11 protein-coding genes and 1 pseudogene are annotated in these 11249 nt (G+C 72.9%); 2 read left to right on the top strand and 10 right to left on the bottom strand.

Translation table 11 applies throughout. From position 1 onward, the window contains the following. Positions 1–53: 53 nt before the first annotated feature. From VR44_RS24945 to VR44_RS24915, 8 genes are all read right to left on the bottom strand, one after another. Positions 54–455 (bottom strand): rhodanese-like domain-containing protein, encoded by a 402-nt coding sequence (locus VR44_RS24945; RefSeq protein ID WP_094191890.1) that lies wholly within the window; start codon positions 453–455, stop codon positions 54–56. Beyond that, positions 452–985: a cupin domain-containing protein gene (locus tag VR44_RS24940; RefSeq protein ID WP_045949830.1), complete on the bottom strand. Its 534-nt coding sequence runs from the start codon at positions 983–985 to the stop codon at positions 452–454. Before VR44_RS24940 ends, VR44_RS24945 begins: the two co-directional genes overlap by 4 nt. 80 nt (positions 986–1065) lie before the next feature. Next, entirely contained in the window at positions 1066–1113 is a 48-nt protein-coding gene (locus VR44_RS48900) for a hypothetical protein (RefSeq protein WP_311314449.1), read from the bottom strand. A gap of 72 nt (positions 1114–1185) precedes the next feature. Beyond that, entirely contained in the window at positions 1186–2757 is a 1572-nt protein-coding gene (locus VR44_RS24935) for an FAD-dependent monooxygenase (protein ID WP_045949829.1), read from the bottom strand. Between the two features lie 164 nt (positions 2758–2921). Continuing rightward, entirely contained in the window at positions 2922–3815 is an 894-nt protein-coding gene (locus VR44_RS24930; RefSeq protein ID WP_045949828.1) for an amino acid ABC transporter permease, read from the bottom strand. Next, entirely contained in the window at positions 3812–4486 is a 675-nt protein-coding gene (locus tag VR44_RS24925) for an amino acid ABC transporter permease (RefSeq protein WP_045949827.1), read from the bottom strand. The genes VR44_RS24930 and VR44_RS24925 overlap by 4 nt, the downstream gene beginning before the upstream one ends. Positions 4487–4572: 86 nt before the next feature. Beyond that, positions 4573–5427, bottom strand: coding sequence for a glutamate ABC transporter substrate-binding protein (locus VR44_RS24920; protein WP_045949826.1), 855 nt, complete (start codon positions 5425–5427; stop codon positions 4573–4575). A gap of 98 nt (positions 5428–5525) precedes the next feature. Further along, entirely contained in the window at positions 5526–6311 is a 786-nt protein-coding gene (locus tag VR44_RS24915) for an amino acid ABC transporter ATP-binding protein (protein ID WP_045949825.1), read from the bottom strand. A 283-nt stretch (positions 6312–6594) separates the two neighbouring features. Here VR44_RS24915 and VR44_RS24910 point away from each other — a divergent pair, with 283 nt between their 5' ends. Together VR44_RS24910 and VR44_RS24905 are read left to right on the top strand one after the other, a co-directional pair. Continuing rightward, positions 6595–7305: a response regulator transcription factor gene (locus VR44_RS24910; protein ID WP_045949824.1), complete on the top strand. Its 711-nt coding sequence runs from the start codon at positions 6595–6597 to the stop codon at positions 7303–7305. An 11-nt stretch (positions 7306–7316) separates the two neighbouring features. Next, on the top strand, positions 7317–8729 hold the full coding sequence (locus tag VR44_RS24905) for a sensor histidine kinase (protein WP_045949823.1): 1413 nt from the start codon (positions 7317–7319) through the stop codon (positions 8727–8729). A 4-nt stretch (positions 8730–8733) separates the two neighbouring features. Here the strand turns inward: VR44_RS24905 and VR44_RS24900 are convergent, their stop codons facing one another. Continuing rightward, a complete protein-coding gene (locus VR44_RS24900; RefSeq protein ID WP_045949822.1) occupies positions 8734–10845 on the bottom strand; it encodes an endo-beta-N-acetylglucosaminidase in 2112 nt (703 codons plus the stop codon). Between the two features lie 55 nt (positions 10846–10900). Beyond that, a pseudogene (locus tag VR44_RS24895) lies at positions 10901–11249 on the bottom strand (glycosyl hydrolase); the annotation flags it as partial.

The raw sequence follows: 11249 nt of genomic DNA, 5'->3' as shown, positions 1-11249 counted from the left end.
GGGGAACGGGCGAAGGGCGGGGCGGGGAGACGGCTCCGCGCAGCGGACGACCGTCAGGCGGGGGCGGTCGGGAGGCCCGCGGAGCGCCAGGCCTGGTAGCCGCCCGTGAGGTCCGTCGCCCGGCGGAGCCCCAGCGCGTGGAGCGAGGCCGCGGCCAGCGAGGACGCGTAGCCCTCGTTGCAGATCACCACCACCCGCACATCGTGCGAGACGGCCTCCGGGAGCCGGTGGGACCCCAGCGGGTCCAGCCGCCACTCCAGTTCGTTCCGTTCCACCACCACCGCCCCCGGGATCACCCCGTCCCGCTCGCGCAGCGCCTGGTAGCGGATGTCCACCAGCAGGGCGTCCCCGCCCCGCCACTCCTCGTACGCGGAACGCGCGTCGACACGGGTGTACGTCGCCCGCACCCGCTCCAGCAGCTCGTCGATGCCCACCGGGGCCGCGCCGCCGCTCACTGCCAGTCCGCCGGGCGCTCGACGTGCTCCAGCCTGAGGACCGCCCCGCTGCGGCTGTAGCGGCGGATCAGCGGGAGCGGCGGGTAGTAGGCGTGGACCGAGATCGCGTGCTCGGAGTCGGACTCGTTGAGCACCTCGTGGACGTGGTGCTCGCCGAACGCCCGCCCGGTCACCGCGCCGAGGCTGCGGGTGCGGTCCACCTCCGGGGTCAGCTCCAGGGTCCGCCACCCCTCCGAGGGCAGCCGCACCGTCAGGGAGTGCTCGGTGAGCCGGCCCCGGGCGGTGGCGAAAGCGCCCCGGGACTCGGCGTGGTCGTGCCAGCCGGTGCCGGTGCCCGGCGGCCAGCCGATCAGCCAGGCCTCGCTGCCGCCCGGCCCGTCGAGCCGGATCCAGGTCCGGCCCTCCGGATCGAGGGGGAGGGAGTCGATGATCTCGGGGTCGGCGGCGGTGCGCAGGGCGAAGTCGAGGAGTTCCGCCGCGGTGGGGGCGGAGGTGCGGGCGGGGGCGTGCGTGGGCACGGGAGCAGACATGGGAACGTGACCGTCCTGGGGGTTCGCGAAAGGGGCGCGCGGGCCCGGAAGGGCAGCGGGGCGCGCGGGAGAGGGGCGAATCAGCAGGAGGGGCGACACACGCAGCCCGCATAGCGGAGCAGGTCCATGTGAACCCTCCGCCACAGGCGTACGTCGTTGCCGGTCATGTCGGCGAGTGAACCACGAGTGGCCGAGGGCGGTCAATCGATCACGGGCGCGGGTGTGGCGGGGACGCCCGCCGGAGCACCCGCCCGCACCGCGTCCGCCGCCGCGTACAGCTCGGCCGGGCGGACCCCCGCGAAGGTCGCGGCGAGGTGCCCGTCGGGCCGTACCAGGAGCACGGTGTGCGCCGGGGCCCCCGGGTAGGCGTCCGCCACCAGCAGCTCGGCCGGGACCGGCAGCGCGGTCACGGCCGCGGCGAGCCGGGGCATCAGCCCGGCCCCCGCCCAGTGGCGCCGGTCCCACACTCCGGTGCCCGGCGCCACCAGCAGCACCAGCAGCTTCCCCCGGCCCAGCAGGTCCCGCAGCGGGACGGTGGACCCGTCGGGCGCGGAGACGGGTACGTTCGCCACGGGCCCGCCGGGCTCCGTGTCCGTGGGGACCTCGCGCACGGCCACCGGAGGCGCGTACACCGGCCGGCCGCCCAGGGGGCCCCGGCCCAGGTGCCCGTCGGTCAGCAGGCCTTCGGCCGACCTGCCCGAACCCGGCAGGAGGCTGCGCAGGCCGGCTCCGCCGCGCAGGACGGGCATGGTCTGGTCGGCGGCGCGCAGCCGGGCGGCGACTGCCGTGCGCCGCTCGCCCTCGTAGCTGTCGAGCAGGGCGTCGGAGGCGCCCTGGTGCCAGTCCAGGGCCAGCTTCCAGGCCAGGTTCTCCGCGTCGCGCAGCCCCTCCTCGACGCTCTGGGTGCCGAGCGCGCCCAGCAGGTGTGCGGCGTCCCCGGCGAGGAAGGCCCGGCCGTCGCGCCAGCGCCGGGCGAGGCGGTGGTGCTGGATGTGCACGCCCGTGTCGATGAGGTCGTACGGGGGAGTGCTGCCCCCGCACCACAGCGCCAGGGTGTCGCGGATCAGGGTGACGAGGGCGTCCGGGGTGACGAGGTCCCCGCGCGGCGGCAGCAGCCAGTCCAGCCGCCAGATCCCGTCGGGCAGCGGCCGGGCGGTGATCTCCTCGGGCCCGGACGGCGGGTTGCGGTGCAGCAAGGCCTCTCCGGGCCAGGGCAGTTCGGCGCGCAGCGCGGCCACGGCGTGCCGCTCGACGGCGGTCCAGCCGGGGAAGCGGATGCCGAGGAGCTTGCGCACGGTGGAGCGGGCGCCGTCGCAGCCGACCAGGTGGCTGCCGCGCCACCAGGTCGTGTCCCCGCCCCGGGTGCGGGCGGTGACCCCGCGGTCGTCCTGCTCCAGGGACTCCAGCTTGGTGTCGGTGGCCAGTTGGACCAGGGGGTGTGCGCCGGCGGCGGCGCGCAGCCCGCGCGTGAGGGCGTGCTGGGGGAGGTGCAGGGGCGCGGGGTGGTCCTCGAACGTGATCCGCCGGGTCTCCTGACGGCGCCTCATGGTGCGCCAGGCCGCGTACCGGGCTCCCTCGTCGCGCAGGGTCGTACAGCCCAGGCGCTGGACCATGGCCGCGGTGTCGGAGTGCAGGACGACACTGCGGGCGGGCCGGGGCTCGTCCTTGCCGGGCCCCTCGTCGAGGAGGACGGAGGGCACGCCGTGGCCGGCCAGGGCGAGGGACAGGGAGAGTCCGACGGGTCCCGAGCCGACGACGATCACCGGGTCCATGATGCGGCTCCCGATGTCCGGTATGTGATCACAGAACGTATGCAACCCACTGGAAGTTCCGGCGTCAAGTGACCCGGGTCCGGACAAAGCAGTGTGGTGCGGCGGAGAGTTCCGCCGCACCACACAGGCTACGGGTCATACCGGACTGACCGGACGTCAGCCCCCTACGCCACACCCGCCGAGTTGGCCCCGGTGGCCAGGTCGTCGACCTCGGCCACGGCGACCACGGCGCCGGTGCTCTTCTTCGACTTCCGCAGCCGGCCCTCCGTCCAGGAGGCGAAGGAGGTGAGGGCGAAGTTCACCGCGATGTAGATCAGGGCGATCACCACGAGCGAGGCGATGGTGTTGGTGTAGTTCGCCGAGATCTGCCGGTTCGCGGCCAGCAGGTCGGTGAGGCCGAGCAGCGAGCCGCCGAGTGCGGTGTCCTTGAGGATGACCACGAGCTGGCTGACCAGGGCGGGCAGCATGGCCGTGACGGCCTGCGGGATCAGGACGTGGACCATGGTCTGGCCCTTGCGCATGCCGATCGCCTTGGCGGCGTCGGTCTGGCCGCGGGGCAGGGAGAGCACACCCGCGCGGACGATCTCGGCGATGACGGCCGAGTTGTACAGCACCAGACCGGTGACCACCGCGTACAGAGGCCGGAAGTCGGAGGCCACGGCGGGCACGAACTTCACGAAGAACGCGTAGCCGAACATCATCAGCATCAGCACCGGGATGGCGCGGAAGAACTCGACGACCGTGCCGACCGGGCCGCGCACCCAGGCGTGGTCGGAGAGCCGGCCGATGCCCAGCAGGGCACCCAGCGGCAGGGCGATCACCATGGCGATCGCGCCGGCCTTCAGGGTCTCCCCGAGCCCGGGGAGCAGATAGGTGGTCCACACCCGGCCGTCGGTGACGAAGGGGGTCCACTTGTCGGCGTCGAGCTGGTGCTTGTCCGCCATGACGGACAGGATCCACCAGGCGGCGAGCGCGAACAGGACCAGGAAGACGGCCGTGTAGATCCAGTTGCGGGCCTTGGCCTTGGGGCCGGGGACGTCGTACAGCACCGAGTTCATCGCTTCACCGCCACTCGCTTGGCCACCCAGCCCAGCAGCAGACCGGTGGGCAGGGTCAGCAGGCAGAAGCCGAGGGCGAAGATCCCGAACACGGCGAAGAGCGCGTCCGCCTCGTTCTCGATCATTTCCTTCATCAGCAGGGCCGCTTCGGCCACGCCGATGGCCGCCGCCACCGTGGTGTTCTTGGTGAGGGCGATCAGTACGTTGGCGAGCGGCGCGATGACCGCCCGGAAGGCCTGGGGGAGCACGATCAGGGTGAGCACCTGGAAGAAGCTCAGCCCCAGCGCGCGGGCGGCCTCGGCCTGGCCCACGGGCACGGTGTTGATGCCCGAGCGCAGTGCCTCGCAGACGAAGGTGCCGGTGTAGGCGGTCAGCGCGAGGACGGCGAGGCGGAAGCCGGTCTCCTTGAAGGTCCCGCCGCCCAGGTTGATGCCGAGGGTCTGGCTGAGGCCGAGCGAGCTGCCGATGACCAGCAGGGTCAGCGGCGTGTTGCGGACCAGATTCACGTACGCGGTGCCGAAGGCCCGCATCAGCGGGACCGGGCTGACCCGCATCCCGGCCAGGACGGTGCCCCAGACCAGGGAGCCCACCGCCGAGTAGAGGGTGAGCTGAACCGTCACCCAGAAGGCTCCGAGCAGGTCGTACTGCCCGGATTCAAGAAAGTCGAACACGATGCCCTGCGCTCTCCCCAGGATGGCCGGTGAGGCGCCCCGCCGCCCGCGGACGGGCGGGCGGCGGCGCGCACCTCACCGGGAAATCAGCTGCCTTCGGTGATCTGCGGGGCAGGCTCGTTCTTGTAGTTGGCCGGGCCGAGGTTCTTCTTCACGGCCGCTTCCCAGCTGCCGTCCGCGACCATCTTCTTGAGCGCGGCGTTGATCTTGGTCTGAAGGTCCTTGTCGCCCTTCTTCAGACCGATGCCGTAGTTCTCGTTGCTCATCTTCAGGCCGACGAGCTTGAACTTGCCCTTGTTCTTCTCCTGCGCGGCGTAGCCGGCGAGGATCGAGTCGTCCGTGGTCAGGGCGTCGACGGCCTTGTTCTCCAGACCGGTCAGGCACTCGGAGTAGCCCGGGAACTCCTGGAGGTCGGCGTCCTTGGCGAGGTCCTTCTTGATGTTCTGCGCCGAGGTGGAGCCCGTGACGGAGCAGAGCTTCTTCTTGTTGAGGTCCTCGACCTTGGTGATCGAGTTGTCGTCGGCGCGGACCAGCAGGTCCTGGTGGGCCAGGAAGTACGGGCCGGCGAAGTCGACCTTCGCCTTGCGCTTGTCGTTGATCGAGTAGGTGGCGGCGATGAACTTGACGTCGCCGTTGGAGATCAGGTTCTCGCGCTCGGCGCTGACGGCCTGCTTCCACTCGATCTGGTCCGGCTGGTAGCCGAGCTCCTTGGCGACGTACGTGGCGACGTCGACGTCGAAGCCCTCGAACTTGCCGTCCGGGGTCTTCAGGCCCATGCCCGGCTGGTCGAACTTGATGCCGATGACGATCTTGTCCGACTTGGTGCCGCCGGAGGCCCCCGCGTCGCTCGCGGTGTCCTTGCTGCCGCCGCCACAGGCGGTCGCCGTCAGCGCGAGGACGACGGCCGTGGCCACTGCCGCGCCGGCCTTGAGAACCTTCATGGTGAACTTCCCTCAGGTGAGACGTTGTTGCACGACGAGCTGGACACGTCGTGTGCGACGGCGTGCGCCGTCGACCGGATCACTACCAGACGCGGGCGTCAGTGGTGCAGGATCTTGGACAGGAAGTCCTTGGCGCGGTCGCTCTTCGGGTTGCTGAAGAACTGCTCGGGGGTGGCCTGTTCGACGATCTTCCCGTCGGCCATGAAGACGACCCGGTTCGCCGCGGAGCGGGCGAAGCCCATCTCGTGCGTGACGACCACCATCGTCATCCCCTCACGGGCGAGCTGCTGCATGACCTCCAGCACCTCGTTGATCATCTCCGGGTCCAGGGCCGAGGTCGGCTCGTCGAAGAGCATCACCTTCGGCTCCATCGCCAGGGCCCGGGCGATCGCCACGCGCTGCTGCTGGCCACCGGACAGCTGGGCGGGGTACTTGTCGGCCTGCGAGCCGACGCCGACCCGGTCCAGCAGCGACTTCGCCTTCTCCAGCGCCGCCGCCTGGTCCTTCTTGCGGACCTTCAGCTGACCCAGCATCACGTTCTGCAACACCGTCTTGTGCGCGAACAGGTTGAACGACTGGAAGACCATGCCCACGTCGGCGCGCAGGCGGGCCAGTTCCCGCCCCTCCGACGGCAGTTCCTTGCCGTCGAGGGTGATGGTGCCCGAGTCGATGGTCTCCAGCCGGTTGATGGTCCGGCACAGCGTCGACTTGCCCGATCCCGAAGGACCGATCACCACGACGACCTCGCCGCGGGCGATGCTCAGATCGATGTCCTGAAGCACGTGCAGCGCGCCGAAGTGCTTGTTGACGTTGCTCAGTACGACCAGGCCGTCCGCGGCGCCCGCCGCGTCCTGCGCGTCCTTGGCCACTGATACTCCGCTCATCGGCTTCTTGCTCCGTCCTCCGTCGGTTGGCAGGACAGTAGTGACGGGGCGCGCACACCGTCACGACATCTGAGCGAGAATTGAGGATAACGATAGGGACTCGCCCCGATACGCTCCGTGCCCCGGGCCCGTGGACGCACGCTGTACGCGTACCGGGTGCATAACGGAAGACGCGCCGGACCGGAACCCCCTTGACGTGGGACTCTTCTTCGGCGTGGATGCATGGTGGCCATCTGCCATCCGAACGGAATCCGAAGAGCGAGAGAAGGAGAGGGGGACGACCATGAGACTGCTGCTCGTCGAGGACGACGACCACGTCGCCGCCGCCCTGTCCGCGATCCTCGCGCGGCACGGCTTCCAGGTCACCCACGCCCGCAACGGCGAGGAGGCCCTCCAGGCGCTGCTGCCCGCCGGGGCCAAGCCCTTCGGGGTCGTGCTGCTGGACCTGGGCCTGCCCGACCAGGACGGCTACGAGGTCTGCGGCAAGATCCGCAAGCGCACCAGCACCCCCGTGATCATGGTGACCGCCCGCGGTGACGTCCGCTCCCGCATCCACGGCCTGAACATGGGCGCCGACGACTACGTGGTCAAGCCGTACGACACCGGCGAGCTCCTCGCCCGCATCCACGCCGTCGCCCGCCGCACCGGCGGCTCCGAGGACACGGTCGGCACCGACGGGCCGCCCGGCGACCCCGGTGTGGTCCGCCTCGGCCCGGTCGTGATCGAACTGCCCACCCGCCGCGTCACCGTCAACGGCACCGAGGTCCCCCTCACCCGCAAGGAATTCGATCTCCTGGCCCTGCTCGCCCAGCGGCCCGGGGTGGTCTTCCGGCGCGAGCAGATCATCAGCGAGGTCTGGCGCACCAGCTGGGAGGGCACCGGCCGCACCCTGGAGGTCCACGTGGCCTCCCTGCGCTCCAAGCTCGGCATGCCCGCCCTCATCGAGACCGTCCGCGGGGTGGGCTACCGGCTCGTCACCCCGGCAGCGCCCTAGCGGGGCCCGCCGTGCGCGCCCGCCTGCTCCCGCTCCTCGTCGTCCTGATGGCGGGCGTGCTGCTCGCCCTCGGGCTCCCGCTCGCCGTCAGCCTCGCCGCCGCCCAGCAGCAGAAGGTGGTGGTCGACCGGATCGACGACAGCGCCCGCTTCGCCGCCCTCGCCCAGTTCGTCATCGACGCCGAGGGCTCCGGGGCCACCGGCGCCGACGAGCGGCGCGACACCCTCCAGCTGGAACTCGCCCGCTACCACGAGCTGTACGGCATCCGCGTCGGCATCTTCTACCGCGACGACAACGCCATGGTCCGCGCTCCCGGCTGGTGGCAGCTGCCCGACTCCGACGAGGCCCGGCGCTCCTTCGAGGAGGCCCTCGCCGGACGCCGCAGCCACGACCCCGGACAGGTCTGGCCCTGGCAGGTCAACGGCAAGCTCCTCGTGGTCTCCCCGGTCGTCCTCGACGGCGACGTGGTCGCCGTCGTCGCCACCGAATCACCCACCGATCAGATGCGCGCCCGGATCCTGCACGGCTGGCTGCTCATCGCCGCCGGACTGGCCGCCGCCATGCTGGCCGCCTTCGGCGCCGCCCTCCGCCTGACCGGCTGGGTGCTCAAGCCCGTCCGCACCCTGGACGCCGCCGCCCACGGCATCGCCACCGGACGGATGAACTCCCGCGTCGCGGCCGCCAGCGGACCCCCGGAACTCAGACGCCTGGCCCGCTCGTTCAACGAGATGGCCGACAACGTGGAAGAGGTACTGGAGCAGCAGCGGGCGTTCGTCGCCGACGCCTCCCACCAGCTGCGCAACCCGCTCGCCGCGCTGCTCCTGCGGATCGAACTCCTCGCCCTGGAACTCCCCGAGGGCAACGAGGAGATCGCCTCCGTGCGCACCGAGGGCAAACGCCTCGCCCAGGTCCTCGACGACCTCCTCGACCTGGCCCTGGCCGAGCACGCCTCCGCCGAGATCAAGCTCACCGACATCGCGGCCCTCGCCTCCGAAAGGGTGGCTTCCTGGCGGCCGTACGCCGAGGAGAAGGGCGTACGGCTCAGCGAGACGGGCCGCTCTGCCGTCACCGGCTGGGCCGACCCCATCGCCCTGTCCAGCGCGCTCGACGCCGTCATCGACAACGCCCTGAAGTTCACCCCCGCCGGCGAGGAGGTCGAGGTCTCCGTCACCGCGGAGGGCTCCAGCGCCCTCGTCGTCGTCGCCGACCGGGGGCCCGGCCTGACCGAGGAGGAGCTGCTGCGCGTCGGCGACCGCTTCTGGCGCAGCGGCCGTCACCAGAACGTCAAGGGCTCCGGGCTGGGCCTGTCGATCTCCCGCGCCCTGCTCGCCACCGGCGGAGGCACCCTCTCCTACGCCAAGAACCAGCCCCACGGGCTTCGCGTGACCGTGGCCGTCCCGCGCACCGGCCCGGACGGCGGCTGAGTCCTCACCACCGGAATCCCGCCCGGGCCGGGGCCGAGACCGCGTAGGTCTCGTCCACCGCCCGCAGCTCGAAGGCGGCCTCCCGCTCCCGCCCGGCGCGGGCCAGGCGGGGCAGGTACAGGGCGGCGGCGCAGGTCCCGGCCAGGAAGCGGCGGGTGCCGTCGGGCAGGCGCCGGTACAGCTCGTAGTGCCGGACCGGCCCGGGAGCACGCAGCCAGGACAGGCGAAGCTCGGCCTCCGCGCCCCGGCGGGCCGAGGCGTCGACCCGCAGGAGCGAGGGCGGGGACGGGTGCCGGGCGGCGGTGGTGTCGCGTACCGACAGGGCTCCGAGCCGCCAGGACACCGGGCTCCTCCCGCGCGCGGTGATCCGTACGGCAAGGGCGTACGCGGTCTCCCCGGCCAGCGCCGCGAGGGGGACCCGGGAGGTCCGCCAGCCCCCGGCGCCGCCCGCCGTACCGGCCCGCAGCCAGGTGTACGGGACCTGCCCGCCCGGGGAGGCCGGCTCGCGGACGGCGACCCCGAGCTCGACGTCCACCGGGCCCGGGCCGCCCCTGTGGACCAGCTCCGCGACCGCGGAAGGGGTCAGCGGCAGCCGGACGGCGTGCAGGCCGACGGCGGCGGGGGCGGTGAGAGAGCCCTCCACGAGCAGACTGGAGCCGCCGCGCCAGGCGTCCGCGAAGTCCAGGGACACGTCCGGGCGTTCCCCGGCGGTGTCCACCACCCAGCGGCGGCCCGGCAGCCCGTCCTGGAGCCCGAGGTGGTTCCAGGGCTCCTCCGAGACGGCCCGGCCCCCCTCGTACCAGCGCAGCCCGTGCCCGGTGTTGAAGGAGCAGGCGAACGGGAGCCCGCCGACGGTGGACCGGTCGGGGTCGGCGACGGCCGTGGCGGGCGCCCGCCAGACCGCACCGGGCGCGGGCCGCGCCGGATCCAGGGACTCGCCCGTCCAGAACCGGTCGTCGGCCCGGTGGAAGGCGCCCGGGGAGCGGTCGGCGAGGTGGCCCAGGGTCCACTCGGGCCGGTAGAAACCGAGGCTGACGACGTGGTCGCGGCCGCGCGGCACGACCGCGTCCCAGCGGACCTCGGAGTCCCAGCCCCTGGACTCCACGTCCACCGCCGCCCACAGCTCGTGGCGGGAGCGGCCCAGCCGTTCGGCGAGGGAGGCGGAGGAGGCCAGTGAACCGGGCGTCCAGCGGAAGTCCACGAACACCGTGTCCGCGACCCGGCCCCCTCGGTCCTCGAAGAACTCCTGATTGAGCGCGTCGAGCGCTCCCCGCCAGCCCACCGCGCCCGTGCTGTTCATGGCGTCGTACCAGGTGATGCGCAGCCCGTGCGGCTCCCCGGCGGCCCGCAGGGCGCGCAGGAACTCCCGCATCCGCGTGGCGAGGGCGCTGTCCCCGCCGTCCGTCTCGGCGTTGACGAACCAGCCGTCGAACCCGTACGTCCGCGCCACCTCGGCCAGCTTCTCCGCGAGGGGGAAGCGCCCGTCGGGGCCGCGCTGGACCAGCTCCCGCGTCCAGCGCAGGTCCCCGCCGTAGGCGACGGGCGGCAGGAAGACGTTGCCCAGGACCCGCACGCCGTTGCGGTGGGCGGCGTCGACCACGGGCGCGTTCGGGGCGAGGATCAGGCCCTCGCCGGCCGAACCGCCCCAGAACACCAGTTCGTCGAGGTACGCCCAGTGCGTCAGCGCGTAGAAGTCGGCGGTCGCCGAGCCCTGGGAGGGGTTGCGGGAGGTGGGCCCGAACGAGACGAGCGAGGAGATCCGGGCCTGGCCCGCACGGGCGTCCGCGTTCGCCGGGACGGGGGTGAACCGTGGAGCCAGGGGGACGCTCGCGGTGTTGTGCGCCAGGTCCGGATCCGCCTGCGGGCTCCACTCCTTCAGGGAGCGCCAGACGATGCCCGGCCCGGGCGTGCCCGCGGGGAGGGAGTCGGGGAACCAGTAGGAGGCGTACGGGGCGAGGCCGCCGGGCTCGGCGGCGGGGGCGGCGGCTTCGGCCGGTCCGGCGGCGGGCAGCAGGGCGGCCGCACCGGCCCCGGCGCCCAGGGCCAGGACGGTACGGCGCGCCGGCCGTAAGGAGGCGGCGGTACGGGGACGGGCGCCGTTGCCGGGGTCGGACATGCGGGGGCTCCTCGGGGCAGGGGGACGGGGCCGGGGCCGCTGCGGGCGGCTGACGTCAGGCCGTGCCGGGCCGGGTCGGGGCCGGCCGGTCGGGGCCGGCCACGACGTCGCGTACGCGGAGCACCTCCGTGATGCCGCGTGCGGCCAGCCGGCCCGGGTCCTGCGCGTGCTCCGCCCGCACCACCGCCGGACGCACCCCCTTCGCCGCCAGGACCGCCCAGGCCTCGAAGAAGGCCCCGCCCGGGGCGCAGACCGACTGCCCCGACCCGGTGTCCAGGGCGAGCGCGGTGGACCGTACGGGCGGGCGGTGCTCCCGCCCCCGCCAGGCCGCGGCGATCCGGGCGACGGCGGCCCCGGCCGGCTTGGGCCGGCGGTCGTTGGTGAGCAGGCCCAGCCCGTACTCC

It is taken from the genome of Streptomyces katrae (genome assembly GCF_000966975.1).
Classification (GTDB): Bacteria; Actinomycetota; Actinomycetes; order Streptomycetales; family Streptomycetaceae; genus Streptomyces; species Streptomyces katrae.
This window is presented reverse-complemented; position numbering and strand designations above follow the sequence as displayed.

What these genes read in the sequence shown, in the direction of transcription:
- VR44_RS24900 (WP_045949822.1), bottom strand. Translation starts at nt 10,845, where the DNA reads ATGTCCGACCCCGGCAACGGCGCCCGTCCCCGTACCGCCGCCTCCTTA.
- VR44_RS24910 (WP_045949824.1), top strand. Translation starts at nt 6,595, where the DNA reads ATGAGACTGCTGCTCGTCGAGGACGACGACCACGTCGCCGCCGCCCTG.
- VR44_RS24915 (WP_045949825.1), bottom strand. Translation starts at nt 6,311, where the DNA reads ATGAGCGGAGTATCAGTGGCCAAGGACGCGCAGGACGCGGCGGGCGCC.
- VR44_RS24940 (WP_045949830.1), bottom strand. Translation starts at nt 985, where the DNA reads ATGTCTGCTCCCGTGCCCACGCACGCCCCCGCCCGCACCTCCGCCCCC.
- VR44_RS24930 (WP_045949828.1), bottom strand. Translation starts at nt 3,815, where the DNA reads ATGAACTCGGTGCTGTACGACGTCCCCGGCCCCAAGGCCAAGGCCCGC.
- VR44_RS24920 (WP_045949826.1), bottom strand. Translation starts at nt 5,427, where the DNA reads ATGAAGGTTCTCAAGGCCGGCGCGGCAGTGGCCACGGCCGTCGTCCTC.
- VR44_RS24935 (WP_045949829.1), bottom strand. Translation starts at nt 2,757, where the DNA reads ATGGACCCGGTGATCGTCGTCGGCTCGGGACCCGTCGGACTCTCCCTG.